Origin of the sequence: Campylobacter sp. JMF_04 NA10, assembly GCF_027737655.1 — a bacterium.
Taxonomy (GTDB): domain Bacteria; phylum Campylobacterota; class Campylobacteria; order Campylobacterales; family Campylobacteraceae; genus Campylobacter_B.
The window spans coordinates 40,856-67,457 of the sequence record NZ_JAOVTZ010000005.1; the positions used below are offsets into that span (position 1 = coordinate 40,856).

At 41.3% G+C, this 26,602-nt stretch carries 26 protein-coding genes and 1 other RNA gene; 8 read left to right on the top strand and 19 right to left on the bottom strand.

The features are described from left to right. The first annotated feature begins 2 nt into the window (after nt 1-2). The 3 genes from OFO12_RS06960 (at nt 3) to OFO12_RS06970 (ending at nt 1,327) form a co-directional block, all read left to right on the top strand. Nucleotides 3-491, top strand: a complete 489-nt coding sequence (locus tag OFO12_RS06960) for a peptidylprolyl isomerase (RefSeq protein ID WP_270869966.1) — start codon at nt 3-5, stop codon at nt 489-491. Nucleotides 492-599: 108 nt separating this feature from the next. Continuing rightward, nucleotides 600-956, top strand: coding sequence for a holo-ACP synthase (gene acpS, locus OFO12_RS06965; RefSeq protein ID WP_270869967.1), 357 nt, complete (start codon nt 600-602; stop codon nt 954-956). Nucleotides 957-958: 2 nt separating this feature from the next. Further along, on the top strand, nt 959-1,327 hold the full coding sequence (locus tag OFO12_RS06970; RefSeq protein ID WP_270869968.1) for a hypothetical protein: 369 nt from the start codon (nt 959-961) through the stop codon (nt 1,325-1,327). Between the two features lie 15 nt (nt 1,328-1,342). On the opposite strand, the gene OFO12_RS06975 is transcribed toward OFO12_RS06970, so the two are convergent. Next, on the bottom strand, nt 1,343-2,482 hold the full coding sequence (locus OFO12_RS06975; protein ID WP_270869969.1) for an AI-2E family transporter: 1,140 nt from the start codon (nt 2,480-2,482) through the stop codon (nt 1,343-1,345). 205 nt (nt 2,483-2,687) lie between these two features. Here OFO12_RS06975 and OFO12_RS06980 point away from each other — a divergent pair, with 205 nt between their 5' ends. Next, nucleotides 2,688-3,524, top strand: a complete 837-nt coding sequence (locus OFO12_RS06980) for a hypothetical protein (protein WP_270869970.1) — start codon at nt 2,688-2,690, stop codon at nt 3,522-3,524. A gap of 71 nt (nt 3,525-3,595) precedes the next feature. Here the strand turns inward: OFO12_RS06980 and OFO12_RS06985 are convergent, their stop codons facing one another. Then, nucleotides 3,596-4,087: an EexN family lipoprotein gene (locus OFO12_RS06985; RefSeq protein WP_270869971.1), complete on the bottom strand. Its 492-nt coding sequence runs from the start codon at nt 4,085-4,087 to the stop codon at nt 3,596-3,598. Nucleotides 4,088-4,182: 95 nt separating this feature from the next. Beyond that, nucleotides 4,183-5,814, bottom strand: a complete 1,632-nt coding sequence (gene hcp, locus OFO12_RS06990; protein WP_270869972.1) for a hydroxylamine reductase — start codon at nt 5,812-5,814, stop codon at nt 4,183-4,185. Nucleotides 5,815-5,904: 90 nt separating this feature from the next. On the opposite strand from hcp, the gene OFO12_RS06995 reads away from it, so the two are divergent. Beyond that, the gene (locus tag OFO12_RS06995) at nt 5,905-6,555 is read left to right on the top strand and encodes a Crp/Fnr family transcriptional regulator (RefSeq protein ID WP_270869973.1); all 651 of its coding nucleotides are present in this window, start codon (nt 5,905-5,907) and stop codon (nt 6,553-6,555) included. 54 nt (nt 6,556-6,609) lie between these two features. Here the strand turns inward: OFO12_RS06995 and OFO12_RS07000 are convergent, their stop codons facing one another. The 4 genes from OFO12_RS07000 to panB form a co-directional block, all read right to left on the bottom strand. Next, a complete protein-coding gene (locus tag OFO12_RS07000) occupies nt 6,610-6,741 on the bottom strand; it encodes a hypothetical protein (protein WP_270869974.1) in 132 nt (43 codons plus the stop codon). A 111-nt stretch (nt 6,742-6,852) separates the two neighbouring features. Further along, complete coding sequence (locus OFO12_RS07005) at nt 6,853-8,601, bottom strand: phosphoethanolamine transferase (RefSeq protein ID WP_270869975.1); 1,749 nt, start codon at nt 8,599-8,601, stop codon at nt 6,853-6,855. 84 nt (nt 8,602-8,685) lie between these two features. Continuing rightward, a complete protein-coding gene (gene ruvB / locus OFO12_RS07010) occupies nt 8,686-9,699 on the bottom strand; it encodes a Holliday junction branch migration DNA helicase RuvB (RefSeq protein WP_270869976.1) in 1,014 nt (337 codons plus the stop codon). 9 nt (nt 9,700-9,708) lie between these two features. After that, entirely contained in the window at nt 9,709-10,503 is a 795-nt protein-coding gene (gene panB, locus OFO12_RS07015; RefSeq protein ID WP_270869977.1) for a 3-methyl-2-oxobutanoate hydroxymethyltransferase, read from the bottom strand. A gap of 103 nt (nt 10,504-10,606) precedes the next feature. Between panB and ssrA the strand changes: the two genes are divergently transcribed. Both ssrA and OFO12_RS07025 read left to right on the top strand, forming a co-directional pair. Beyond that, nucleotides 10,607-10,967, top strand: a transfer-messenger RNA (tmRNA) gene (ssrA, locus tag OFO12_RS07020). 64 nt (nt 10,968-11,031) lie between these two features. Beyond that, the gene (locus OFO12_RS07025) at nt 11,032-11,790 is read left to right on the top strand and encodes a metallophosphoesterase (protein ID WP_270869978.1); all 759 of its coding nucleotides are present in this window, start codon (nt 11,032-11,034) and stop codon (nt 11,788-11,790) included. A gap of 84 nt (nt 11,791-11,874) precedes the next feature. Here the strand turns inward: OFO12_RS07025 and OFO12_RS07030 are convergent, their stop codons facing one another. From OFO12_RS07030 to yajC, 12 genes are all read right to left on the bottom strand, one after another. Then, nucleotides 11,875-12,375 (bottom strand): hypothetical protein, encoded by a 501-nt coding sequence (locus OFO12_RS07030; RefSeq protein ID WP_270869979.1) that lies wholly within the window; start codon nt 12,373-12,375, stop codon nt 11,875-11,877. Nucleotides 12,376-12,500: 125 nt separating this feature from the next. Further along, entirely contained in the window at nt 12,501-13,181 is a 681-nt protein-coding gene (locus tag OFO12_RS07035; RefSeq protein ID WP_270870033.1) for a 3-methyladenine DNA glycosylase, read from the bottom strand. Continuing rightward, the gene (locus OFO12_RS07040; RefSeq protein WP_270869980.1) at nt 13,168-14,016 is read right to left on the bottom strand and encodes an ATP-binding protein; all 849 of its coding nucleotides are present in this window, start codon (nt 14,014-14,016) and stop codon (nt 13,168-13,170) included. Before OFO12_RS07040 ends, OFO12_RS07035 begins: the two co-directional genes overlap by 14 nt. Beyond that, nucleotides 14,009-16,984, bottom strand: a complete 2,976-nt coding sequence (locus tag OFO12_RS07045; protein ID WP_270869981.1) for a DEAD/DEAH box helicase — start codon at nt 16,982-16,984, stop codon at nt 14,009-14,011. Before OFO12_RS07045 ends, OFO12_RS07040 begins: the two co-directional genes overlap by 8 nt. After that, on the bottom strand, nt 16,984-17,874 hold the full coding sequence (locus tag OFO12_RS07050) for a M23 family metallopeptidase (protein ID WP_270869982.1): 891 nt from the start codon (nt 17,872-17,874) through the stop codon (nt 16,984-16,986). Before OFO12_RS07050 ends, OFO12_RS07045 begins: the two co-directional genes overlap by 1 nt. Next, nucleotides 17,861-19,084, bottom strand: a complete 1,224-nt coding sequence (locus OFO12_RS07055; RefSeq protein WP_270869983.1) for a Mur ligase family protein — start codon at nt 19,082-19,084, stop codon at nt 17,861-17,863. The genes OFO12_RS07050 and OFO12_RS07055 overlap by 14 nt, the downstream gene beginning before the upstream one ends. After that, nucleotides 19,065-19,616 (bottom strand): LPS assembly lipoprotein LptE, encoded by a 552-nt coding sequence (gene lptE, locus OFO12_RS07060; protein ID WP_270869984.1) that lies wholly within the window; start codon nt 19,614-19,616, stop codon nt 19,065-19,067. The genes OFO12_RS07055 and lptE overlap by 20 nt, the downstream gene beginning before the upstream one ends. Before the next feature lie 6 nt (nt 19,617-19,622). After that, on the bottom strand, nt 19,623-22,055 hold the full coding sequence (gene leuS, locus OFO12_RS07065; protein ID WP_270869985.1) for a leucine--tRNA ligase: 2,433 nt from the start codon (nt 22,053-22,055) through the stop codon (nt 19,623-19,625). Nucleotides 22,056-22,063: 8 nt separating this feature from the next. Next, on the bottom strand, nt 22,064-22,405 hold the full coding sequence (locus tag OFO12_RS07070) for a DUF6394 family protein (protein ID WP_270859281.1): 342 nt from the start codon (nt 22,403-22,405) through the stop codon (nt 22,064-22,066). 9 nt (nt 22,406-22,414) lie between these two features. After that, a complete protein-coding gene (secF, locus tag OFO12_RS07075; RefSeq protein WP_270866647.1) occupies nt 22,415-23,383 on the bottom strand; it encodes a protein translocase subunit SecF in 969 nt (322 codons plus the stop codon). Continuing rightward, nucleotides 23,370-24,971, bottom strand: coding sequence for a protein translocase subunit SecD (secD, locus tag OFO12_RS07080; protein WP_270869986.1), 1,602 nt, complete (start codon nt 24,969-24,971; stop codon nt 23,370-23,372). Before secD ends, secF begins: the two co-directional genes overlap by 14 nt. Next, nucleotides 24,964-25,233 (bottom strand): preprotein translocase subunit YajC, encoded by a 270-nt coding sequence (yajC, locus tag OFO12_RS07085; RefSeq protein WP_270862572.1) that lies wholly within the window; start codon nt 25,231-25,233, stop codon nt 24,964-24,966. Before yajC ends, secD begins: the two co-directional genes overlap by 8 nt. On the opposite strand from yajC, the gene OFO12_RS07090 reads away from it, so the two are divergent. Next, a complete protein-coding gene (locus tag OFO12_RS07090) occupies nt 25,206-26,543 on the top strand; it encodes an apolipoprotein N-acyltransferase (RefSeq protein WP_270869987.1) in 1,338 nt (445 codons plus the stop codon). The genes yajC and OFO12_RS07090 overlap by 28 nt on opposite strands. Nucleotides 26,544-26,602: the final 59 nt, after the last annotated feature.

The window sequence follows — 26,602 nt, forward strand, 5'->3', positions numbered from 1 at the left end:
AAATGGAAGAGTTAAAAGTCTATGAAATCGACGAAAGCGCGCTATCAAAGCTAAAATTCGCCATAATCCACACGGATAAAGGCGACATGACGCTAGAATTATACGCAAGCGAGGCGCCACAAGCTGTAACAAATTTCGCCACACTTGCAAACTCAGGCTTTTATAAGGGGTTAAATTTCCACCGCGTTATCCCAAATTTCGTAATCCAAGGCGGCTGCCCTTACGGCACTGGCACAGGCGGTCCTGGCTGGCGCATAAACTGCGAGTGCGTAGGTCAAAAACACCGCCACGAGCGTGGTTCGCTAAGCATGGCGCATGCTGGACGCAACACAGGCGGAAGCCAGTTTTTCGTCTGCCACAGCGCACAACCACACCTTGACGGCGTGCATACGGTATTTGGCAAGGTCGTGGATAATGCAGGATTAGCCGTGCTTGACGCGATTAGAGCCGGCGATAAAATCATCGATATTGAGATTAAAGAAAGCTTGTAAATTTATCATCATTGCGAGAAATGGCGAAGCTGTTTTGAAATCAGACAATATCAAAAATTCTCTGGATTGCTTCGCTTCGCTCGCAATGACAAATTTAAAAATCAAAAAATGGTTGGGATAGACATAGTTCAAATTTCACGCATATCGGGCTTACGAGAAAAATTCGGCGAGAAATTTTTGCGTCGCGTTTTTTGCGATGATGAAATTGCTTTGATAAAAAGCGATGAAACTTTGGCAGGATTTTTCGCCGCCAAAGAAGCCTTTTCAAAGGCTCTTGGCACTGGCATTGGTGGCGAGTGTGGATTTTTGGATATAAAAATCGCAAAAACGCCAAAAGGTGCGCCGTTTTTTGAAATCTCACCAAATTTAAAAGCCAAATTTAGCATAAAAAACTCAGCCCTTAGTATCAGCCACGACGGAAATTTCGCAATCGCAGCTGTGATTTTGGAAATAAAAAAGGATTAACAATGCGACTATATTTGAAAAGCAAAAATGAACCACCAATCAAGCTTGATGATGAATATCTTGATGAATTTTGGCATGTTGAAAGCTATTTTGCAATCAGCGAACAACAAGCCGAAAAATCAAATCTTTTAGAGTGTATCCACCCGCAACTTCCGAATTATCTCTCAACTTGGTCTGCTTTGCAAAAATTGCCAAAAGATTTATATGACGAAGTTACAAAAATCGATATTCATCTGCATTACAAAATTCACAAATCCAAACTCGATGATTTTATCGCATATCTATATCCAAATGGCACAGATTACCCATATAAGGATATTTTAGACATAATAGTCGGCGATTATTTTTATGTTTATGCTTTTGCTGATTAAAATTTTGCCTAAATTTTACTCAAAATCCACGCTACGCAGATAATCATACATACTTAGCACGCTTAAAAACAGCGTCAGTATCGCAGGGCCCAGTATCACACCCCAAAACCCAAAGGTCGAAATTCCAGCTAGCATTGAGAAAAAGATTAAAATTTCATTGATTTTGGCGGGATTTTTGACAAGGCGCGAGTTGATAAATTTAATCACAAGTGGCTTTACAAAGCTATCAGCAATCGTAGAAATCATCACCACACAATAAATCAAAATGATAAGCGCACCGCTCGTCGAACCCCCGATAAAGACGATTAGCGCGGTAGGCACATACACGAGCGCGCCACCGATCGCAGGGATTAGCGAGCAAAATCCAAAAATCACGCCCATTAGCACAGGGTCAAATCCGTAGCTTCCAGCAATCACCGAAAACAAAAGCCCCTGCAAAACGGCGTTAAAAATCGTCGAGTATAGCACCACGCTCATGGTATTTGCGGTCTCTGCGAAGATATAATCAAGCTGCTCGGCTTTGACAGGGACGATTTTTTTGATAAATCCCGCAATATCGGCACCGTAAAGGTATGAAAAAAAGCAAAAAATGATGATTAACACCATATCAGCGATAAATTTTAGGCTCGATTTGCCCGCCACAGAAAAGTATGAAAACGCCTGTTTGGCAGTGGCCGCGATGTCTAGGTTGCCCAAAAATTCCTTGATTTGCGCCTCAAATCCATTTAGTGCCTTTGGGAGCTGAATATCCATATTTTTGGCATTTTCGACCATTAAATTTAGGCTAGAAATGTCAAAATGCGCGATATTTTTCGTAATCTGCGTGCCAGCATAGATAAATGGCACAAACAGCACCACGCACAGCACCAGCGTCGTCAGAAGCGAGCCTAGCACCTTTTTGCCACGCACAAATGAGAGGATTTTGACATGCAAACCAGATGTCGAAATCGAAATCAAAACCCCAATCGCAATCGCCAGCAAAAACGGCGAAAACAGATAAATCACGCAACAAAACAGAAATAAAATTATGCCGATGAAAAAAATCTTGCTCGTTTTTGCGTTTTTCGCACTAGCTTTGCCCAGCGGTTCGCCCTTAGAATCGACGATATTAGGGCGTGAGTGTGAAAGCGCGTCTAAATTTTCATTATTTGCCAAATTTTATCCTTTAAATTTCAAAAGGGGTATTTTATAAATTTAATTTTTAAATTTCAAATTTTACCCCAAATTCTTTCAAATTCGCTACCACAGGCTATAAATACTGCGCCGAAATTTTACCTCTCTTAAAATTCTGTGAAAACAAAATCAAACTAAATTTTAAATTTAAAAAGATAAAATTTCGCATTTTATTCAAGGAATTTTTATGAAAAAAATATTGCTGTTTTTATCTCTTGTGGGGCAAATTTTTGCTTTTGATAAAACTGAATTTGCAAAAGAACTTAGCAATTTAGACGCAAACAACTCTACCCAAACACAAAAATTGCTAGATTTGAGCCGGGAGTGGCAAGATGAAAATATAGCAAATTTAACAAAGCTCAAAACCTTGAAAAATCAAGAATTTATAGAATATTTTCTACTAGATCAAAGGCTAAATTTCTTACTTATTGCAACTCAAACACAAAATCAAAACAAATTCGATAAGACCTTGGAGTTTTACAAAGAGTATTTGCAAGAAAAGGTCGATTTTCTACTCTCAAACGGCACGGAAAATTTAGCCAAATTTAACGAGCTAGAAACCTGCATAGGCGATCCATGCGGACACCCAACCGAAGTGCTAAATCTAGCTGGCATATTGCAAGCTCTGAAAGAAATGCAAAATGTAGATTTGCAAATCGTCAAAAAAATCAGCGCCCAAGCAGGTAAAAACTACAAGTCTTATCTATACGAACGCTCATTTACAGAGCAAAAATCCCAATTATTAGAACTTTTGCATGAAAAGAGCTTGGAAGCGCATTTTGAGGCTTTGGCTACATTTAGCAACAAAAACGAAGAGATAGTAAGTGGCTTTCGCAACTACTTTTTTTATCGATATTTAACGGGACTTTACACAGCTAAATTTTACGCTGGATTTTTGATTTATGATGATAAAAAACACGGTATTGGGTTAAATGAAGTTAAAAAGTATATAAAATTACACCCCGAAATTTGCACCATTTACCCAGAATTTTTGCGAAAAGAAATCGCAAAATTATGCAAATAAGATTATTGAAATTTAAAATAAAATTCCGCGCCAGTATTCGGGATTTGCGAAGCAAAATTTTAAAATTTTGCCTATTTTATAATGATTTTAGCCGAATTTGCCACTGAAATTTCGCCCTGTCTAAACTCATTATAAATCACGGCGCAAAACTCATCATCTCGGTTTATCACAAGCCACATTTCATCTCCACTTTTGCGCTCAAACTCCGCACAAACCACGCTTCCCACACGCAAAGGAAGCGAGATGCCACTCATAGAAGCAGGCGCGCCAAACTCGCCCTGCGCGATATAATGCGTGGTGAAATCCTGCACAATCGCTCCTATGCTGAGCTTGGCACGATTTGCTTCTAAATCCATTTTCGCCGCCACTTGCGAAAGCGCCGTGCTTGCGTTTGCGCACTCTTTGGCTGTTTTTTTGGATTTGTTTTTTATGCCTTTGCACTGCGCCACTCGCTCTTTTGCCTCGCTTAAATTTGCCCTGTAATAATCCACGCTTTTTTCGCTTTCGCAGCCTAAAAAAACGGCGCAAAACGCCACAATAGCGCAAAATTTTATGAATTTCATTTTTAGCCTTTTTGTGAAATTTGAAGAAAGATTATAGCGAATTTGGGGTTAAAATTTGCTCGCCAAAACGGCGAGCATAAAAGGAGAACTATTATTTATCCAACAAGCAATCTCATATCGGCCTCAACCGAGCTAATGCCCGCAATGCCGAAGTTTTCGACCAATACCTTTGCCACATTTGGCGATAAAAACGCTGGAAGTGTAGGTCCAAGGTGGATATTTTTCACGCCAAGATATAAAAGCGCTAAAAGCACGATAACCGCCTTTTGCTCATACCAAGCGATATTAAACGCTAGTGGAAGTTCATTTATATCATTTAGATTAAAAATTTCTTTTAATTTCAAAGCAATTAGCGCAAGTGAGTATGAATCGTTGCACTGACCAGCGTCTAGGACACGCGGGATTCCGCCGATATCGCCCAAATTTAGCTTATTGTATTTGTATTTCGCACAACCTGCGGTTAAAATCACGGTGTCTTTTGGCAAAGCTTTTGCAAACTCAGTGTAATACTCCCTAGATTTCGCCCGTCCGTCGCACCCAGCCATGACGACAAATTTACGGATTGCGCCTGATTTTACCGCCTCTACGACCTTATTGGCTAGGGCGAAAACCTGTGCATGAGCAAAACCGCCTACGATTTTACCACTTTCGATTTGTGTCGGTGGGGCGCAGGTTTTGGCCTGCTCGATTATAGCGCCAAAATCCTTATTTTCGCCGTGTTCGCCCTTAATGTGGGGGCAACCCTCCACGCCCACAGCACCTGTCGTCCAAAGTCTGTGTTTGTAGCTCTCTGGCGGGATTATGACGCAGTTTGTAGTCATCAAAATCGGTCCGTTAAATTTCTCAAATTCCTCTTTTTGCTTCCACCACGCATTGCCGTAATTTCCCCTTAAATTCGGATATTTTTTGAAAAACGGATAGTAGTGGGCTGGAAGCATTTCAGAGTGTGTATAGACATCTACGCCACTGCCTTGTGTCTGCTCCAATAGCATTTCTAAATCGCGCAAATCATGCCCTGAAATTAAAATTCCGGGATTTTTCCCTACGCCGATATTTACTTCGCTAATCTCAGGATTGCCGTAAGCGCCTGTATTTGCGCTATCTAGCAAAGCCATGCCAGATACGCCAAATTTGCCAGTCTCCATGGCAAGAGCGATTAGCTCATCAATGCTTAGGCTATCATCAAGGGTTTTTGCCAAAGCCTCTTGGATAAAAATATCAATGCTCTCATCTTCCTTATTTAGGGCGTTTGCGTGTTTCATATACGCAGCAAGTCCCTTTAATCCATAAGTGGTAAGCTCTTTTAGGCTTCGTTTGTCCTCATCAGCCGTGCTTAAAACTCCGACTTCTTTTGCTTTTTGTGCAAATTCGCTCTCATCTCCCTCCCAAAGGGCAAAGCTTGGCAAATTTGAACAATCGCCTAAATTTGCGATAAGCGATTTTTTCATTTCTATGGTTTTTTTGATAATTGCGATAATCGCAGGATTATCGAAATTTGCGTTTGTGATAGTTACAAATAAATTCATCGTTACTCTGTGATTTACCTCTTTTGCTACGCTTTTACCCTGTGCCCTTAGCGCACAAGCTACGCTAGAAAGAGCTTTTGTAACCCACACTAGCAGATCTTGCATAGCTGCAACTTCTGGCTTTTTGCCACATACGCCACTAATCGTGCAGCCTGTGTTTTTAGCCGTCTCTTGGCATTGGAAACAAAACATATTTTCCATAATTTCTCCTTTGAAATTTGAAATTCAAGGCGCATTATAATATAATGCAAAATTAATTTCTGTTGTTATAACAACAAAAAGGCAAAATTTATGAATTTATCCAAAACCATACTTTTTAACGGCATAAGCGAAGATGAGATTGCAGATTTGCTCCCTTGCTTGGAAGCACAAAGGGCGAAATTCGCCAAAGATGAGATAATCTTTCGCTGTGGGGACAGCACTGCGAAAATCGGGCTCGTGCTAAGCGGGAGCGTGGATATTGTCGTAAATTTCTTGCGCGGAAATAGCAATATTTTTGGGCGTATTACCAGAGGCGATATATTTGCTGCAAACTACGCCATAAGCGCAAAACCCCTAGAATGCGATGTCGTAAGCGCAGAGCCAAGTGAAATTTTATTTTTAAATTTGCGCAAAATTCTAACTTCTTGTGCCGAAAATTGCCCCTATCATCACAAAATCATCTATAATCTGTTTAAAATTTCAAGCAACAAAAACCTAAATCTCTCAGCCCGTATGATGCACACTGCGCCCAAGACTATACGAGAGAGATTGCTTTCTTATTTTGGTGAGCAAGCACTCAAAAACGCAAGCACCAGCTTTTGTGTGTCGTTTTCTAGGCAGGGGCTGGCTGATTATCTAGGCGTAGATCGAAGCGCTATGTCAAACGAACTTAGCAAAATGGCGAAAGACGGACTAATAAGCTATGATAAAAACGAATTTCGCCTGAATTTTAATATTTGAAATTTTTTAAAATTTGCAAAATTTTGCATTAAATTTTGCAAATTTAACGCAATTTTAATCAAAAAGTCCCCGTTCATCAGGGCTGGTTTCGTATCCCAGAGCTGATTTTGCGCGCACACTCATAATGCGCCCTTTGGCTGCACTTAAATCTGCCCTATAATAATCCACGCTTTTTTGCTTTCGCAACCCAAAAACACTGCGCCTAGTATCGCCAAAACACAAAAATTTATAAATTTCATAATTTGCTTTTTAAATTAATTTAAAAAACATTATAATATTTTTATGCAAAATTTAAAACTATTCTAAAATTTTTCTTTTTCCATGAAGCGTTTTAAAACGGCTTTTATTTGCGTCGTAAAATTCGCCGGAAATATCATTATACGGCTCATCGACTGATGATTTTATCCCCATAATGCCACTTATGAAATTAAATATCAAATCATTTGTAAAATACTCGTTTGCATTGGCTTTGATTTGTGCAAATTTTTGCGAATTTAAAGCTATCCAATCATCGCTAAAATACGCAAAAAACGGGATTTGCGCCATATCCATAGTAAAATTTGAGCTATCGTGCTGATAAAGCATATCCTCGCCGTGATCAGCGCAATACACAAGCGCCTTGAAATTCGGCATTTTGCGCACTTTTTCGTAAATTTTTTGCACTATGAAATCATTATACAACACCGCATTGTCGTATTTTGATTCAAATTTTACAAAATCTTTTGGATACCTTGCTTCGTATTTCCAGTGTGCGCCCATAAGGTGCAAGATAAGAAGTGTTTTATCCCCGAATTTCATCTCATCGATTTTTGGCAAAATTTTCTCATCATACGGCTCTTCTGGGCGATGAAATCTATCTGTGCCTAGCGCAGTGAGCCAAAATTTTTGATTTGCGCTAGCAAAAAGCATAGAAAGTGGCGAGCCATAAATGCCGTGTTTTGCTTGATTTGAGATATATATGGTTTCAAAATTTGCCATTTTTGCCAGTTCTATTAGGCTAATAGCCTTTTCTTGCGGGATTTCATTGTATTGATTTCGCGCTGTCATAAACTGATAAAGCACATGGATTGTGAAGCTGTGATTTGAAAAGGCATTTGTGAAAAATACTGAGTTGCCTTGCTTTGCAAATTCGCGCAAAAACGGCGTAGTATCGTGCTTGTAACCATACACGCTCATGTGATTTTTGTTTTGGCTTTCGCCGATGACAAGGACATAAAGAGCCTTTTCATCGCTAAATTTTAAATTTTTTACGCCACTAATTCGCTCGTTTTCGTTTTGCTTAAATTTGTCTAGGCTTTGCAAAAATTCATTTGCCTTATCTAACGATATGGCATAAATTTGCATTTTTCTAAAATTAAATTTAGTAAAAATATCAAATGCCAAAAGCACGCATATAGCTACCTTTAATACTGCACTTAAATCAAATTTAACGAAATTTAATCGCTCAAAGTTAAAAAAAATGACAAAATACGACAAAATAAAAAAAGCAATGATTAAGGGCAAATAAAGGTTAAATTTCGTGTTTAGGTATTCTATGGCTTCGCCTGGTTCGCTTTGGAGTATCGCTATAAGCGAGTATTCGTTAAAAACTCCGCCTGTTTGCGAAAAATACACCAGATAAAATGCACTAGGAATTATCATCAAAACAAAGAGCAAAATTCGCGCTATTTTAAATTTAATCAATCTAAAAACTATAAGTAAAACAAATGCCAAAACAGCGAAAAAAGCGAAATTCAGACTAGGACTACGATTTATTAGCAAAGAAGGTGTGGTAAAATTTAAAAACAGCGGAATGCTTATGAGTAAAAAGATAAAGCAAAATTTCTTAAAAAACGCCCTTTCATCGCGCCAAAGCCCCCCCCCAATGGCGATGAAAGCACTCACAAAAATCATATCTATAAAGAAAAATTTAACTATATTTATTGCGACTGGCATACCCTTAGCTAGGACATACGCAAGTGATACAAATAGCATATACGAAAGCGCAAAAAGCACGAAAAAATTAAGTGAATTTACTCGTAAATTTATAAAATTTAAATCTTTCAATCTCCCTCCTTTTACCAAAATTACAATATTTCGCCGTGTGTAACTTACAAAATACTATTTATTAAATTTATTCGGATTTTAAATTTAATCAAAAAGCCCCCGTTCATCGGGGCTGGTTTCGTATCCTAGGGCTGATTTTGCGCGCACGCTCATAATGCGCCCTTTGGCTGTCTTTTCGATATAGCCGTTTGCGAGTAAATACGGCTCGATGACATCTTCGATCGTGCCCTCGTCCTCGCTAAGTGCCGCTGCGATGGTGCTTAGCCCCATGGCTCTCTTGCCCGCTTCGCCCAAAATCGCAAGGTATCGCAAATCCATCTCATCAAATCCAAGCTCATTGACCCCAAGCGCGTCCAAACCCTCGTTTGCGCGCTCTTTGGTGATGATTTCCTCGTCTTTGACCTCAGCAAAATCTCTTATGCGTTTCAAAAGTCGAAGCGCGATGCGTGGCGTGCCACGGCTACGACGCGCGATCTCTAAGCTAGCGTCTTTTTCGCACTCTTTTTCGAGTTTGATCGAGGCGATTTTTACGATTTTGGCAAGCTCTTCGGTGGTATAAAACTGCAAGCGAAACTGCATACCGAAGCGATCTCGCAAAGGCGCAGAAATCATGCCTGCGCGCGTGGTCGCACCGATGAGCGTAAAGTGTGGAATATCGATTTTAATGGTTTGCGCCGCTGGGCCTGAGCCGATGATGATATCAAGGCGAAAATCCTCCATAGCCGAATACAAAACTTCTTCGATTGCAGGACTTAAACGATGAATTTCATCGATAAAAAGCACATCACCCTCTTCGAGATTTGTCAAAATCGCCGCTAAATCGCCACTTTTTTCTATCATTGGAGCGGCGGTTACTTTGATATTGGCTCCCATTTGCGAGGCGATAATGTGCGCAAGTGTGGTCTTGCCAAGCCCTGGTGGCCCATAAAACAGCACATGATCTAGGCACTCGGCGCGCTTTTTGGCGGCCGTGATTGCTATGTTTAGGTTCGATTTGATTTTTTCTTGCCCGATATAATCCTCGAAATTCGCCGGTCTTAGCGAAATTTCCGACGCTTCATCTAGTTTTAATTTTTCTATTTCTACGATTCTGTCCATTAAATTTACCTATTTCAAATACTCAAATTCTTCGCTTGGGAAAATGCCTTTTTTTACATCGTTAGCGTAGTTTTTCACAGCTTCTCGCACGAGTTCGGCGCCGTTTAGGTAGCGTTTTACAAATTTTGGCTTAAATTCGTCAAAAAATCCTAGCATATCGCTCCATACTAGCACCTGTCCGTCGCACGACCCTGCGCCGATACCGATAACAGGGACATTTGCGACGCTCATTACTTCATTAGCCACGCTAGAAACTGTGCCTTCAAGCAGAAGCAAAACCGCTCCCGCATTTTGCACAGCTTTGGCGTCATCAAGTAGCAAATTTAGGGCGTTTTTCTCACGACCGCTTACCTTGTAACCGCCTTGAAAGCGAGAGAGTTGCGGGCGCAGTCCTATGTGGCTCATAACGGCAATGCCGTTTTTGCTAAGAAGCTCGACGGTAGCGGCAAAGTCCTTTCCGCCTTCGATTTTAACGGCGTCGCAACCTGTCTTTTCATAGACTTTGGCGCAGTTTTTAAGCGCAAGCTGGGGCGTAGCACACGAACAAAACGGCATATCCACGACCAAATACGGGTGAGTTAGACCGCGCCTAACAGCCCTTGCGTGATAAATCATCTCATCGACACTTATGCCGATAGTCTCAGCGTGTCCGCCAAAGCTCATATTTAGGCTATCGCCTACTAGCACCATATCGACTTGATCGTTAAAAATTTTGGCAAAAAGTGCGTCGTATGCTGTGATCATAACGATTTTTTCGCTGTTTTCTTTCATTTTATAAAGGTCTTTTATAGTGATTTTTGCCATATTTTATCCTTTAAAATTTTTTGCGATTATAGCCTAAATTTGGCAAATTTAACCCAAATTTGACAATATAAAATTTTTGAAGTAAAATGTGCGACTTCCTTTTGGGGGTGACTTGGCTTCGACAGAAATGGATTGGTCAAGGTGGCATGCCGCTTCGGATATAGCGTATAAAATCCAAATTAAAATTAAACGCAAATAACAAAAATTTTGCTCCTGCTTACGCAAAAGTAGCGTAATCGCAGTCGAGCCCTGCACTGCGCCCATACTATCTAAGCGCGGTAGCGGGTAATCCTAGATAGCGTAGTTTCGCGCTCTGACGAGGCGCGGGGCGAAATTTAGTCTTTGCTTTGGCGAGTTGTTTTGGAAAGTGAGCAAGCCGGGGCGAGAATTTCACTTTTGCTAAGCATGTAGAGGCTTTGGTCGTTTGTTTTTGGACTGCGGTTCGATCCCGCACACCTCCACCATTTAAGCTTTTTTTAAGTTATTTTCATAAAATTTACAAAATTTCATAAATTTAAAGGCAAAACAATGGCTAGAATTTTCATCACAGGCGATACACACGGCGGCTGGCGTGGGTTTAGCGGTGAAATGAAAAGGTTTGAAAAGTTTAGATACAAAACCGAAAAAGAGCTTTGCAAAGATGATTTTCTCATTATTGTAGGAGATTTTGGCTTTATTTGGGAGAGTAAGCCGGATAAAGATGAAATTCGTTGGCTAAAATATTTTAACGAGCGGAATTATACCACGCTTTTTATCGACGGCAACCACGAAAATTTCAATCGCTTAAATTCGTATGAAATTAGCGAATTCCACGGCGGAAAAGTGCATAAAATTTCTGAGTGCATATATCATTTAATGCGGGGGCAGGTTTATGAGCTTGCAGGGCACAAAGTCCTTAGTATGGGCGGTGCGGCGAGTATCGACAGGGAATATCGCACGCAAAACATATCATGGTGGGAGGGCGAAAATATCAGCGAGGCTGAGCTAAACGAGGCTTACGAAAACCTCGCCAAGCACGATTTTAGCGTGGATTTGATGCTTTCGCACACTGCGCCGAATTCTATCGCGCAAAAGGTGCTGGCCATAAACGAGTTTGCGCTAGATTTCCACGATCCAAACGGCGATTTACTAGAAGAAATTTATCGCAAAATCAAATTTAAAAAGTGGTTTTTCGGACACTTTCACGAGGAGCTTTTCTGCGTAAATAGCCAGTTTGTGACACTTTGGCACGATATAGTGGAGCTGAAATTTGAGGGTGAGAAAATCAAACATTTGTGCGTGATTTAATCTCGCTTCGCAAATTCTAAACACTGCGCCGAAATTTTAAAATTTTCAAGGGGCAAAATCGGCTAAAATTTTTCCATTTAGGGCTTATTTATGCTTTTTTCGTTTATTCTTGCGCGGTTTTGACTTGCCAGCTTTATCACCAGTAAAAATTTCATTTTTATGTGCATATTTTTCTTTTAAATAGTGCTCATAATCCACCAAATTCCCAAAACATTGTTTGCACCTTAAATTTTTTACCTCATAAAAATAAAAAGTCTTTTGGCAATTTTTGCAGAAAAATAGTTTATTTTGATTGCTTTTTTTACCAAATAAAAAAGCAAAAAGCGAGGCAAAAGCCACAATAAAAGCAAAAATTTTGCCCCTTGTGCCAAGTCTTACCCAGCCTTGGTATTTGCTCCACACTTTATATCCGTTTAGCGAAGCAAATCCATCAAAAAAAAAGATTGCAGACATCATAAAAGTGCCAACCTTATCAGAACGAAAAGCATAGATAAAAAAGAGCATAACACCAATCAAAATAATGTCGATAAAATCCATACCAACACTAGATAAAAGCCCATTTATAAGGCTGTTTTGCCTAAGCATTTCTATGCTAATACAGACAAAAGACAAAAAAAGAAAAATTTGAAAATAGTTTTTATTTTTTATCTGGCTAGGTAGCGATAAAAGGGTGTAAATCACGAGAAAAATTGTTAGAAAAATTTGGATTTTTAACTGCATTTTAACTCATTAAATAAATTTATCGCAAATTCATCAAATTTTTTGCCCCTTAAATGCTCTTTGCAAAATTCAACTATTAGTCCGTGAAATAGTGCAAATGCGCCGTTTTCGTCGTTTGAAAAATTATCATAGCGAGAATTTACTAGTTTAAAAATTTCGCCAAATTCTAGTGCGCCAAGCCACTCGCTAAGTTCGTCGTAGCTCTCAAACTCATATCCAAGCGCGCCTAGCAAACGCGCAGAGTAGCTATCTGCGACCATTACGGCTCTTCCGCACGCATAGCACAAAATCGCGTCGCAGGTTTCTGCCCCTATGCCTTTTTGGCTTATCAGCCACTCACGGCTTACGGCGTGCGCGAAATTTTCAAAATCGCCAAATTCTGCCTCAATTGCCCTGCAAAGCAAGCTTAATCGCTTTGCTTTTTGGTTATAAAATCCGCTTGGTTTGATAATTTCAGCTAAATTTTCCACGCTTAAATTCGCCAAATTTTGCAAATCCAAAAGCCCAAATTTCCTTAAATTTTCAAGTGCGAGTTCGGCGTTTTTCCAGTTTGTATTTTGGATCAGTATCGCGCCGACAATCACTTCAAATTCGCCAAAATTCGGCCACCAGCGAAAATCATCAAATTTAATCGCGCCAAAAAGTGCGCGAAATAGCTCAGTCGCGCTCATTTTCGGGGCTAAATTTCGCAAAAAACTCGCTTGCATAGCTTAGCGCAAACTGCTTTGCAATCCGCCCGCTTCGGCTCGCCCTAAGCGTGGAAAATTCGCGCGCCCTAGCGTGTAAATCCGGCAAAAATTCTGCAAATTTTGCCCTAAATTCCTCCACGCTCATAAATCTAAATGCCGCGAAATAGCTCTCCACCACGCCCAAATACTCGCTCATATTGCCACTATAAAAGCTAAGTTGCAAGCCAAATCGCTCGCTAAGGCTAATGCGCTCGTTTTTGGCGTCGCTTAAATGAAGCTCGTCGGTGCCCACCTGCGCGCCCATGTTGTCGCTGGCTAGCTCGCTTAAAATGTGTCTGCGATTTGAGGTCGCATACATTAGCACATTTTTTGGCGCGCGCTCCATAGAGCCGTCAAGTAGCGGTTTTAGGTGCTTGTAGGCGTTTTCGCCAAGCTCAAAGCTAAGATCATCGCAAAAAATGATGAAATAATAATCCTGCCCCCTGATTTCATCGATTATATCGATGAGATACTCCAAATCATCTTTGCCGATTTCGACGATTTTAAGCCCGTCTTGCAAAAATTTCGTAAAAACTGCCTTTGCTAGGCTTGATTTACCACAGCCCGGCTCGCCCCAGAGCAAGGCGTGATTTGCCCCACGCCCGTGGATAAAATTTCGCGTATTTTCTACAAGCGCGGTTTTTTGCGCCTCCAAGCCACAAAGCGCGTTGATATCAACAAAATCAATATCCTCTATCGCCCGCAGTTTTAATCCGTGTCTGCGAAACTGCGCCACTTGCACGCTTTGCCAATCGATTTTCAAATTTAACTCAGACATTTTTGTTTTCCTTTCGCAAATACACTAAAATTTCCGCTAACACATCATCATCGTCTTTCGAAGGCGATTTTAGGCGGATTTTTTCGCCATTTTTATCTGTGATTACGATATTTACATCTGCGCTCGAAATCGCGCGCACACCGATATTTTGGGCTAGCACCTTTATCATCATCATATCTATGAATTGTTTGGTATAAACATCAGCCTTGCCGAATCTATCCTCGATTTCAGCGTAAATTTCATTTATTTGCATAGCGTTTTCGCATTTGCTAAGCCTGTGGTAAATATCAAGCCTCAACCTATCCTCCGCGATATATTCGCTGTTTAAAAAGGCATTGACTGAAATTTTAAGCTCAACGCTTGAAATGATTGTTTTTTGGTTTAAAAGCTTGTTTATCTCATCTTCTAGCATACGCAAATACAGGCTGTATCCGATAGCCTCGATATGCCCGCTTTGTGCTTCACCGACGAGATTTCCACCACCTCTGATTTCTAGGTCATGATACGCTAGCACCGAACCAGAGCCTAGAAATGAGTTGCTCTCTAATGCCACGAGCCGTTTTAGCGCATCGCTAGTAAGGGCAGTTTTATCGCCAATCAAATAGTAGCAAAATGCCTGTTTGTTGCTGCGCCCTACCCTGCCCCGAAGCTGGTGCAGGTCTGCTATGCCAAATTTATCGGCGTTGTCGATTAAAATCGTATTGACGCGTGGCATGTGGATTCCACTCTCGACTATGCTCGTGCATAGCATGAGATCATACTCCCCAGCGATAAATTTAGCCATCTCGTCCTCGGTGGTTTGCGCATCGATTTTAGAGTGTAAGATTACGATTTTTAAATTTGGCAAAATTTCAAGTAGCCGTTTTTTCACGCTAGGCATACTTGCGATATGATTATGCACATAAAAAATCTGCCCACCACGGCGAAGCTCCCTAGTAATCGCCTCTTTTACGATTTTTTCGTCCCACTCTTTAACCATTGTGCGCACATCGAGGCGATCTAGTGGCGGAGTTAGAAGCGTGCTATAACTCTTAATCTGGCTTAGCGCCATATTTAATGAGCGAGGAATTGGCGTAGCAGACATGCTTAAAAGGTGCGAATTTTGCGATTTTTCCTTTAATTTTTCTTTTTGTTTCACGCCGAATTTATGCTCTTCATCGACGATTACAAGCCCTAAATTTGGCGCTTCGACATTTAGCAGGCTATGCGTGCCTACACACACAATCGCTTCGTTATTTTTAAGCCGTTTTAAAATTTCGCTTTTTTCCTTTGCTTTGCTAAATCTATCTAGCCTAAAAACAGGGATTTCAAACTCATCAAATCTCGCTTTTAGCGTGGCGTAGTGCTGAGCGCACAGCAAAGTCGTCGGCACGAAAAAAAGTGCTGAAAAGCCACTTTTTATCGTCGCAAATATCGCGTTCATCGCCACTTCTGTCTTGCCAAAGCCCACATCGCCGCTTAATAGCCTATCCATGACCTTGCCACTGCGCAAATCCTGCAAAATCGCGCTAATCGCGCTTTCTTGATCTGGCGTGTATGAAAACCCGCTAGAAGCGATAAATTTGGCGTAATTTGGACCGGTATTTTCTATCATCACGCCACGAATTAGCTCGCGTTTAGCGGCGGTTTGGATTATTTTACTAGCGATGACAAAGAGTTTTTCGCGCACCTTTTCTTTGATTTTCGCAAAGCTTGCCTTGCCTAGGCGATCAGGGCTTACCACGCCCCCACCAGCGATATATTTGTCGATTTTGTTTAGGTATTCCACAGGCAAAAGTAGCTTGTCGCCGCCTTCGTATATCAGGGCGACAAACTCACGCGAATGCCCCAAAACGGTGGCTAGTTCAAGGCCAGCGAATTTGGCGATTCCGTAGTCTTCATGCACGACAAAATCGCCCGGATTTAGCTCATCGAGCGCAAGGCTAGATTTGCGAACGCGCTTTTTAGGGATTAGCTTGTTTAATGAAACGATAATCTCGTCAGAGCTGATTAAATTTAGGATAAAATCCTCTTTTAAAATTTTCGCATTGCTTAAATTTGATAGATCCAAATGCGCCAAAAGTGCATCATTTCGCGCGATAATGGTGATTTTGTCGTTTTTGTGAAATTCGAAAAATTCGCTATTTGGCGTGATTTGCAAATCCTTAAATTTACGCGCGGCAGGTATTAGTGGCAGTGTATCAAGGACGCTTAGATCCCTTTCGGCAAAGATTTCATCTTTTTTGATAGGACACGCTAAAACCGCGCTAAATTCTTGCAAATAATCCGCAAATCCATCAATAAACCAAAACCCAAGCGAAGTTAGATCGTTGATCAAAGCGTCGCTATCAAAGGCGCTAATTTTTTCGTTTGCGCTCTCAAACTCGCCTTTGTTTAAATTCGCCAAAAACGGCTCAATCTCGACGCTTTCTAGCTCAATTTTTTCGGATTTTTGCGTATCAATGTCAAAATGCCTAATGCTCTCGATTTCATCATCATCGAGCAAAACCCTCACCCCGCACTCGCCCCCAAGTGGGAAAATATCGATAATCTCGCCACGAAAACTAATCTCGCCTGCGCTTTCGACGACCTGCGTCACACTGTATCCAAGGCGCAAAATTTCATCTTTAAATTCAGCTAAATTTAGCTTTTGGGCGAATTCGATTTTTATCCCTTTTAGTTGCGATTTTGTGGGGAGTTTGTTTAAAATCGTGCGAACTGGCGAGATTAAAATTTTGCGCCCTTCACATTTGTAATACGCGCCAAGCGAGCGTGAAATGCCGATTAGCTCGTCGTAGTAGCTTCGCAAATCCTCACCAAAATGCGCCCTAAAATCAGGCAAAACAAAGGTTTTAAAACCCAAAAATTTCAGCACCTCAGCGCAAAGCGCGCTATCTTTTTCATCATCTGTGATTAAAATTTGAGGACAAATTTGCGCAGAATTTTGCGCTAAAATTTGCGAAAAATACTCATAAATTCTAGCTTGCATTATTTTTGCGCCCCACTTTGCAAGACGCGATTTATCTCATACCACGATACATTTGGCTCGACCGACCAGATATTTAGATTCGAGCTATCCCACAGCATGAAATTTAGCGGATCTAGCGTCATACCCAAAAACCGCACCTCATAGTGCAAATGTGGCCCCGTGCTATACCCTGTATTGCCCGTGTAGCCGATAACCGTGCCTTTGCTAACCCACATGCCAGGAGCCACGCTAACCGAACTTAAATGACCATACCTTGTCGAAAATCCGTAATTGTGCGTAATTCGCACGAGTATGCCATATCCGTTTCCACTCTCGCCGGCAAAATCGACAAATCCATCTGCTGTGGCGATTACCGGCGTGCCGACACTGGCACGCAAATCTATGCCGTGGTGCATGCGTTTGACACCGGCTATCGGGTGCGTGCGCATGCCGTAATTATCGGTGATTCCGCGGTTTTTTATCGGGTAGCGGTTTGGTATGTATTGAAACATCAATTTATAGGTGTTGTCGTTTGCGCTGATTGTTTTAGCGTTTGATTTGTTGCGCTGGGCTAGTCTTTCGCTGAAATACTGCGCGATTTGCGCGTCGCTCTCATCGCCATCAGGGCCTTCGTTTGCGATATCAAGGCTGGTTTGTTCGCGCATTTGATTTGCCTGAATTATCAAATTTTGGTTTTGTTTTTCTAGCTTTTCAATCTGCGCCATTAGCGTAGCATTGGTGGTTTTTAGGTTTTTTTTGTCGTTATTTAGGCGAAAAAGCGCAAAAAACAAAACGAGCAAAAACACAATGATAAATGCGACTAAAATTTTAAGTTGAAAGCGAAAATTCTCGCCAAATTGCATAGTTTTCGAGCCGAAATTATCACTAATGGTGATTTTAGTTTTTGCCAAATTTCGCCCCGTTATTATAAAATTTCAAAAATTCCTCGACTAAATGAAACGAACCAAACACCAAATAAAGCTCATTTTCATAGGTTTCGCCCCTAAATTCAGAGTGCGCGATACCAAGCTCGTCCAAAGCCTGCGTAATCATCTCCCCGCCAAGCTCGCGACCTGGGGCATCATAAGGCAGAATTTGGACATTTTTGATAATCGGCGCAAGGGTAGCAAGAACCTTTTTGATATCCTTATCGGCAAATGCGTTGTAAATTAGCGTAAATTTTTTGCCTGCAAATTCCTTGACAAGTGCTTCGGCGGCTAGTTCGTTGTGCCCCACATCGATAATGATATTTGAAGCGATTGCTTCGGCGCGCCCAGGCAAATCAAGTGGCAAAATTTCAGCAATTTTAAAATTTAAGCCCCAAAATTTCGCCCCAGCCACGGCCAATTTTAAATTTGAATATTGAAAATTTGCTAGATTGTGAGTTTTGATATATGTGATGATTTCGCGCTTTTCATCTGCGTTTAAAAAATCGCTTGCAAATGCTAAATTTACCCCCTTTTGCGCTGCGATTTCACGCGCGATTTTTACGCTAAGGCTGTTCATCTCATCGCTTAAAATCGCGTTTTGCGCCATTGCATTAAGCTTCGTGCGCGAAATTTGCTCCAAATTAACGCCCAGCATGCCGATATGATCGGTGCCAATAGGGGTAAAAAGCGAAAGCTTGGTATCAAAACTGCTCGTAGCGTCAAACTCGCCACCCATACCAGCCTCGAATACGCAGTAATCGCACTCCCTAAAATGCACCGCAGCCGCCAAAGTCAGGTATTCAAAATACGAAAGATTATTTCTAAATTTTGCCGGTAAATTTGCTTGCAAAAACTCGTGCGCGCCTTGCAATTCATCATCGCTAATCTCGCGCCCGTCGCGATAAATGCGCTCATTTAATCTCATAATATGCGGGCTAGTGTAGTGTCCGACGCTAAATTTAGGGCCCGAATTTCGCTCATTTGCGCCATTTGCACTCATAATAATCCTAGATAAAAATCTGCCAGTGCTTCCCTTGCCATTGGTGCCGATGATTTGGGTGATATTTTTTAACGGAAGTGCGCTACGCACTGCCTCAAAGGCAGCTGGAAAACGCTCGTAATCGATCTTTTTGTAATAAATCGGACGAGCGTTTAAGAAGTCAAAAATAGAGCTAATTTTTAGCGCGTTCAAGCCGTATGCCTTTGATCGCAAGCGCAGAAATAAACTCATCAAACGCCTGAGTAGAGGCATTTTCGATAGCGTCATAGCGCTCTTTGTCGCTGATGACTGAGATTGTGTCGTGTTTGTTTTTGACTAAGCGTGAGACCGAAAAATCATGGTCTCCTACGCAGTCTTTGCTAAAAATTTCGCCATTTTTAAGCTTTGTTTTGAAATTTAGCGTCAAATTTGCGCGATAACTCGTAATATAGCCGTATCTATCGTAGGTAAGGGCTGTGAAAGTTAGCCTTTTTATGCTGGCTACGATGTAGGTTTGCGCGCTAGATTTGTCGGCTAAATTTGAGCCTAGGCGCGCTACGATACCGCTTTTGACAGCGTCTTTGATAGCCACTGTGTTTTGAGGATCTGTCTTGCTCATCAGCACATCGACATACACGCTTTTTGACATAATCTGCGAAGTGATTTTAGATACTGGCTGATATCCGCAACCAACAACCAAAACCACAAACGCAAAAACGGCTAAATTTTTAATCAAATTTCTCATTTTTTCCTACTTTACGACCAAATTTACAAGTTTGTTTTTGACATAAATTTCTTTTATTAGCGTTTTATCCTCTAACCATTTTGCGACATTTTCTTTGGCAAGTGCTAAAATTTCCGCCTCGCTCGCGTCCGCATTGGCGTCGATTTCGGCGCGTTTTTTGCCATTTACGGTAACTGCAAGCGTGATAGTATCGCTCACAAAAACCTCAGGCAAAAGCTCAATTTTTGTGAAATTTTTGCGCCCAAAAAGTGTCTGACTTAGCTCGCTTGCAATATGAGGGACGATTGGTTGAAGTAAATTTAGGATAATAAAATACCCCTCAGTGTAAATATCAGCGTTATCCTGCGCGTTTAGGGCATTTAGAGCCTCCATACACGCCGCGATTAGGGTATTAAAGGCGAAATTTTCCGTATAGACATCATGCGATTTTTTTAGCGCTTCATAGACTTTTAATCTCGCATATTTTTCATCTTTGCTTAAATTTGCGTGGTTAATGCTAGGAATTTTATCTGTTTTATACGCATTAGCCGAACGCTCGTAAAGGCGGTTTAAAAACTTATAAGCACCCTCTACTGCGCTATCGTTCCACTCTAACTCTTTTGCAGGAGGTGCTGCAAAAAGTATGAAAAGTCGCGCAGTATCAGCCCCATAAGTAGCGATGATATCATCAGGATCGACGGTGTTGCCCTTAGATTTGCTCATTTTTGCGCCATCTTTTAACACCATACCTTGTGTCAAAAGTCTAGCAAACGGCTCGCTATCGCGCAAATATCCCAAATCACGCAATGCTTTTTGGAAAAATCTAGCGTAAAGTAGGTGCAAAATCGCATGCTCGATACCGCCGATGTATTGATCTACGCTCATCCAGTAATTCACGCTCTGCTCGTCAAATGCCTTGCTTGTCCAAGTTTTCTCATCGCTTGCATATCGCGCGAAATACCAGCTACTCTCGAAAAATGTATCAAGCGTATCGGTCTCGCGAACGGCCTTTCCGCCACATTTCGGGCAGGTGCAGTGCTTCCAAGTAGGGTGTTTATCAAGCGGATTGCCAAGGCCTGTGATCTCTACATCATCAGGCAACGCAACTGGCAAATTTTCGATTTTTTCGCCAACTAAACCGCATTTTTCGCAGTGAATCATAGGAATCGGCGCACCCCAGTAACGCTGGCGTGAAACGCCCCAGTCGCGGAGTTTGAAATTTACCACGCGAGAGCCTAAATTTCGCTCTTCAAAAATTTGCAGAATTTTCTCATTTGCCTCTTTGTATTTTAGGCCATTTAAAATTTCAGAATTTGCGTAAATTCCTGTTTTTTCGACATGTGGCAGGGTTTCGTTTTCGAAAATATTTATAATTTCAAGTCCAAATTTACTCGCAAACTCAAAATCCCTCTCATCGCCTGCTGGCACAGCCATAACCGCGCCATCACCATAATCAGCCAAGACAAAATTTGCTATCCACACTGGGATTTTTTTGCCAGTTAGCGGGTGTAGGACATTTACGCCTAGATACGCTCCGTCTTTATCGGCGATTTGTCGCTCTCTTGGGCTTTGGTTTAAGATCGCGCGAACCTTTTGCTCTACATCTTTTGGAAGTAAATTTTTCTCCAAAAGCTTCGCAATAACCGCGTGTTCAGGCGCAAGAGCCGAGTAGCTCATACCATAAATCGTATCAGGGCGAGTCGTAAATACATCAAATCCGTCGATTCCGTCTAGCATCTGGCGGCTTTCATCGTCAAATTTAAAGCGGAATTTCAAACCCTCACTTCGCCCAATCCAGTTTTCTTGCATGGTTAGGACTTGATTTGGCCATTTTCCCTCCAAATCCTTCAAGCAATCAAGCAGTTCCTGCGCATAATCAGTGATTTTTAGGTAGTATCCTTGCATTTGCTTTTGCACTACTTCATTGCCGCAGCGCCAGCATTTGCCGTCTTCGACCTGCTCGTTTGCAAGCACGGTGCCGTCGTGTTCGCACCAGTTTAGCAGTGAGCTTTTGCGATAAATCAGCCCTTTTTCATACATTTTGATGAAAAATTCCTGCTCCCATTTTGTATAAAGCGGATCAGAAGTAGCTAGCAATCTGCGCTTTGAAAAGCTAAAACCAAGCCTGTCTAGCTCATTTTTCATATAATCAATATTTTCGTAAGTCCATTTTTTCGGGTGAATTTTGTGTTTAATCGCTGCATTTTCTGCTGGCATACCAAAGCTATCAAAGCCGATTGGTTGGAGCACATTGTATCCTTGCAAGCGGTAGTAGCGTGAAAGCGCGTCGCCGATAGCGTAGTTTCGCACATGTCCCATGTGGATACGGCCACTTGGGTATGGAAACATCGAAAGAATATATTTTTTAGGTAAGCTATAATCGTCCTTTGGCTCTGCTTCGCCCTCATCGTTCCAAATTTTTTGCCATTTTAACTCTATTTCTTTGCTATTATAAGCCATTATTACTCCTAAAATTCATCTTTTGATTTGGCTGATTCTACGGTGATTAGCACTAATGAGAAAATCACAGCAATCAGCGCGCCGATACAAAGCGCGGTTATAACCGAAAGATCACCTGGATGAACTATCATAAGCACAAACGCTGGAATTAGGTGCAAATCAGCCACAAGCGAGCTTGCGAAAAGCTCGGCTGAGAGCATATTGCGCACACCGACTTTAAGTAGCGTAGAAACCGCATTAATACTAGCAGCGATAAAGAGCAAAAGCTCGTGTCTTTCGTAGATAAATCCAGCGATTGTAGTCGCACTCATCAAAGCAAAAAATATGTATGTTACTCTTCCCCAGTTCATTTTCTATCCTTATACAGTGCCTTTTTCATACATTGCGCGCATTTTTTCTTTTTCTTTGGCGCGTCGTTGTTTATCAGCCAAAAACGCGCGGTATTTTTCCACATCGAATCCGAATAAAATCAAAAGCGGTGCAGCGATGAAAACCGAGCTAAATGTTCCAGCCACGACGCCAACAAGCATAACAAGGCTAAATCCATGTATCATAGCCCCACCCCAAACGAACAAAATCACAATTACAAGCAAGGTCGTAAATGATGTCAAAAATGTCCTTGAAAGCGTAGCTGAGATTGATTCGTTGATAACCTCGGTTAGCTTAATGGATTTGCTAGTGCGCACACCCTCTCTAATCCTATCGAAAACGACGATAGTATCGTTTAGCGAATAACCCATAATCGTAAGAAGTGCGGCTAAAATTTCAAGGTTAAAATCGATTTTAAATAGTATCAGCGCACCACATGCAATGATAACATCATGCAAATCCGAAATCACCGCCGCAATCGCAAATCTCCACTCAAAACGAAAAGTAATATAGACTAAAATAAGTGCAAACGAAACACAAACAGCCATAATTCCCTTTGTGCGAAGCTCGCTACCGACCTTTGGACCTACGACATCAACCTTGCGAACCTCGAAATTTCCACTTCCTTTTAAAATTTCTTGCGCTGCTAAGGCTGGATTATCGCCCAGTGAATCGCTACTGCCAGAATATCTAATGGTAACTTCCTCATCGCTTCCAAACTCAGTTACATTTATATTTCCCAAATTTGCCGCTTCAAAACGAGTGCGAATTTCATCAAGCGGGGCTTTTTGGTCGTATTTGACCTGGATTAGCGTTCCACCGCTAAAATCTATACCATAGTTAAAGCCCTTAATCAAAAATAGCCCAATCGAGCCAATTATCAAAATCGCAGATATCACAAATGCGATATGTCTAAATTTCATAAAATCATAAATTTTATCACTATCAAATACCTGCATTTTGCGCCTTTCTGACTTTATAACCTAGCCAAAATTTCGTATTTTTGCTCTTTTCCATTTTGCCCATTACCACCTCAAACATACCATGAGTGCCTAAAATCGCTGTAATCATCGACGCGATGATACCTATACTCATAGTTACCGCAAAGCCCTTAACAGGGCCTGTGCCATACGCATACAAGGCAGCCGAAGTTATCAGCGTAGTAATATTTGCATCTACAATCGCGCTCATAGCGTTTTCGTAGCCTTTGGTGATACTTTGGCTAATGGAAGCTCCCGTTTTTAGCACTTCCCTTATACGCTCATTTATGATGACATTGGCATCGACCGCCATACCCACGGTCAGCACGATACCAGCCATACCAGGCAGGGTCAGTGTCGCCCCAAACAGCGCCATAAACGCTATCAAAAATAAAATATTTACAACTAGCGCGATATCTGCAAACACGCCAGCCATGCCATAGTATAAAACCATAAAAATCAAAATTACAATAGCTGCGAAAGTTAGGGCTTTCACACTTTGATCTATGCTATCTTGTCCTAGGCTTGGTCCGATACTGCGCGATTCGCTCACACTAACAGGGGCCAAAAGCGCACCAGAGCGAAGCGCAATCGCCACATCGTGAGCTTCTTGCACGCTAAATCCGCCACTGATTTGTCCGCTTCCGCCACCAATTCGCTCGTTAATGCGTGGAGCTGAATAGACCTTGCCGTCAAGCACGATTGCAAGGCGTCTGCCGACATTTTCGCCTGTAAAATCGCCGAAAATTTGCGCACCTTGTGAATTTAGAGTGAAATTTATGATTGGCTGATTTGTGTTTTGATCAAAAGCAACCCTAGCATCGACTAGCATAGCGCCGTCTAAAACAGGAATTTCATTGATTAGGTATTTATATTCTGGATTTTTCGCGTCAGGGTAGATTACATCACCGTAGCTTTTGGCCTCTTCTTCGCTCATTGTTAAGGCTCTGTCTTGACGAATTTCATCAAGCGCCATGAGTTGCAAATGCGCTGCTTTGGCGATTAAATCTTTGGCTCGTTGCTCTTCTTCTGAGCTCTTAATTCCAGGAAGCTCGACTAGGATATAGCTCTCGCCCTGTTTGGCGACCGTTGGCTCAGCAAGGCCGAATTGATCCAAGCGGTTGCGTATAGTATCCACAGCCTGAGCAATCGCGTATTCTTTGGTGCTAGCGATCTCTTCTGGCGTTAGGCTCACGCGGTATTTCTCGCCAGTTTTGGCGATTTCAAGCCCACTAGCAGCAGAGTGAAGCAAAGCGTCAAATTTAGGCGCTTCATCGGGGTCTAAAATTTCAAATTCGAAAAAATCGCTATCAAGCTTCAAGCCGTCCATTAGCAAATCATCGCGCTTAGCAGCGTAATTTACGCTAGCTGCGATTGATTTGATTTTCGAAGTTATCGCCTCGTCGCTTTGGACTTCGAGCAGCATGTGAAGACCGCCCTGCAAATCAAGTCCGAGGTTGATTTTATCGCCCTTTTCGCTCTGCAAAATCGAAGGCATAGCAAAAATCAAACTAAAAATTGCCGCTACTAAAAAGGCAATCAAACGATATGTAATCTTACTACGCATCTAACCTTCTTGCGATATAAAGTTTGTCTAGTTCGACGATAACATCATCATTAAGCTTAACTGTGATAAAATCCTCACTTGTTTTTACGACTGTGCATTTTAGTCCGCCACTTGTGACGATTTTATCGCCCTTAGCGAGCGCATCAACCATAGCTTTATGCTCTTTTGCTTGTTTTTGTTGCGGTCTGATTAGCAAAAAGTAAAAAATCCCAACAAAGACAATTAGAGGTAATAATGTTCCAAAAAGACTTCCTTGTTCCATCGTTTTCCTTTGTAAAAAATTTAAAAAGAGAGTATTTTACATTAAATAAAATAAATAACGGCTTTTTTCTTGCGCTTGGAGTTTCAAATTTTATATTTGTTGAAATTTTAAGCCAAAATTTAGGTGGAATTTTACCACTTTTGGCTGAATTTTTCTCGCCACTAATCGCGATTTTTGCGCTATTTGTCCTTTTAAAAAGCAAAAAGCAAATTTGGTTTTGGTTTGGGTTTTTTATCGGCGCGATTTGGTTTTATTGGATTAGTTTTAGCCTGATTTATTTTGAACTTTCGTTTTTAATCCCAGTTGAAATTTTAGGAATTTGTCTGATTGCGGGAGCGATTTTTCGTATTTTTGCCATTTTTGATGAGCCAATACTGCGCGCGCTCTGTTTAGTAGGGCTGAAATTTATCCACCCATTTGGCTTTGATTGGCTAAATTTCGAACTTTTGTTTTCACACGGCATTTTTAGAGCCGAAATTTTCGCATTTTGCGCGATTTTGGCTGGAATTTGCATTTTGATAAAATTCAGGCACAAAGCCAAAATTTTGCTTTTTTGCGCTTGTTTAATTTGCGCGCTAGAATTTAAAGAGAAAGAAGCTGAATTTTTGCCACTTAAAATCAAGCTTGAAAACTCGCAAATTTCGCAGTTTGACATCTGGGACGAGGAGAAAATTTTAGACGCAATTAGAGAAAATTTAGCCAAAATCGACGATGCGATAGAAAGTGGCTACGAGGCGATAGTATTGCCAGAGAGCGCATTTGCACTCTATCTAAACCGCGAGGAAGCTTTAAAGGAAATTTTACTAGAAAAATCGCATAAAATTTCGATTGTAGCTGGTGGCGAAGCCTATGAAAACTCCAAATTTTACAACAGTGCGTATGTTTTTGAAAACGGAAATTTGCGCAGATTTGACAAACACATTTTGGTGCCTTTTGGCGAGCAAGTGCCACTGCCCGCGCCGATTAGAGATTTTATAAATAACACATTTTTAGGCGGGGCTAGCGATTTTTCGATTGCGCCAAATTTTAGTTTTTATACAATCAAAGAAATCCCCGTAAAAAGCGCGATTTGCTACGAGGCGACAAGGGGCGAGTTTTATAGCGATAATCCAAAATTTGTCGTGGCGATTTCAAACAACGGCTGGTTTATTCCTAGCTACGAACCGCATCTGCAACGCCTGATAATCCGCTATTACGCCACGCTAAGCGGAGCCAGTGTATATCACGCCATAAACGCAAGTCCTAGCGAGATAATCACGCCTAAAAAGCTATGGGTGAATAAATTTTTGGCATTATTTAAAACGGCGTAAAAAGCTATTTTTAAACGAGTTTTAGATAACATAATCAAATTTTTTCAAGGAGCATTAAA

Excerpts from the sequence above, each read along its gene's own strand:
- hcp (WP_270869972.1), bottom strand. The coding sequence starts at position 5,814 with ATGGAAAATATGTTTTGTTTCCAATGCCAAGAGACGGCTAAAAACACA.
- OFO12_RS06970 (WP_270869968.1), top strand. The coding sequence starts at position 959 with ATGCGACTATATTTGAAAAGCAAAAATGAACCACCAATCAAGCTTGAT.
- secF (WP_270866647.1), bottom strand. The coding sequence starts at position 23,383 with ATGCAGGTATTTGATAGTGATAAAATTTATGATTTTATGAAATTTAGA.
- OFO12_RS07025 (WP_270869978.1), top strand. The coding sequence starts at position 11,032 with ATGGCTAGAATTTTCATCACAGGCGATACACACGGCGGCTGGCGTGGG.
- lptE (WP_270869984.1), bottom strand. The coding sequence starts at position 19,616 with ATGAGAAATTTGATTAAAAATTTAGCCGTTTTTGCGTTTGTGGTTTTG.
- panB (WP_270869977.1), bottom strand. The coding sequence starts at position 10,503 with ATGGCAAAAATCACTATAAAAGACCTTTATAAAATGAAAGAAAACAGC.
- acpS (WP_270869967.1), top strand. The coding sequence starts at position 600 with ATGGTTGGGATAGACATAGTTCAAATTTCACGCATATCGGGCTTACGA.
- OFO12_RS07070 (WP_270859281.1), bottom strand. The coding sequence starts at position 22,405 with ATGAACTGGGGAAGAGTAACATACATATTTTTTGCTTTGATGAGTGCG.
- OFO12_RS06980 (WP_270869970.1), top strand. The coding sequence starts at position 2,688 with ATGAAAAAAATATTGCTGTTTTTATCTCTTGTGGGGCAAATTTTTGCT.
- OFO12_RS07035 (WP_270870033.1), bottom strand. The coding sequence starts at position 13,181 with ATGAGCGCGACTGAGCTATTTCGCGCACTTTTTGGCGCGATTAAATTT.
- OFO12_RS07090 (WP_270869987.1), top strand. The coding sequence starts at position 25,206 with ATGTTCCAAAAAGACTTCCTTGTTCCATCGTTTTCCTTTGTAAAAAAT.
- OFO12_RS06995 (WP_270869973.1), top strand. The coding sequence starts at position 5,905 with ATGAATTTATCCAAAACCATACTTTTTAACGGCATAAGCGAAGATGAG.
- OFO12_RS06985 (WP_270869971.1), bottom strand. The coding sequence starts at position 4,087 with ATGAAATTCATAAAATTTTGCGCTATTGTGGCGTTTTGCGCCGTTTTT.
- leuS (WP_270869985.1), bottom strand. The coding sequence starts at position 22,055 with ATGGCTTATAATAGCAAAGAAATAGAGTTAAAATGGCAAAAAATTTGG.
- OFO12_RS07040 (WP_270869980.1), bottom strand. The coding sequence starts at position 14,016 with ATGTCTGAGTTAAATTTGAAAATCGATTGGCAAAGCGTGCAAGTGGCG.
- secD (WP_270869986.1), bottom strand. The coding sequence starts at position 24,971 with ATGCGTAGTAAGATTACATATCGTTTGATTGCCTTTTTAGTAGCGGCA.
- OFO12_RS07045 (WP_270869981.1), bottom strand. The coding sequence starts at position 16,984 with ATGCAAGCTAGAATTTATGAGTATTTTTCGCAAATTTTAGCGCAAAAT.
- OFO12_RS07030 (WP_270869979.1), bottom strand. The coding sequence starts at position 12,375 with ATGCTTAGGCAAAACAGCCTTATAAATGGGCTTTTATCTAGTGTTGGT.
- yajC (WP_270862572.1), bottom strand. The coding sequence starts at position 25,233 with ATGGAACAAGGAAGTCTTTTTGGAACATTATTACCTCTAATTGTCTTT.
- OFO12_RS06960 (WP_270869966.1), top strand. The coding sequence starts at position 3 with ATGGAAGAGTTAAAAGTCTATGAAATCGACGAAAGCGCGCTATCAAAG.
- ruvB (WP_270869976.1), bottom strand. The coding sequence starts at position 9,699 with ATGGACAGAATCGTAGAAATAGAAAAATTAAAACTAGATGAAGCGTCG.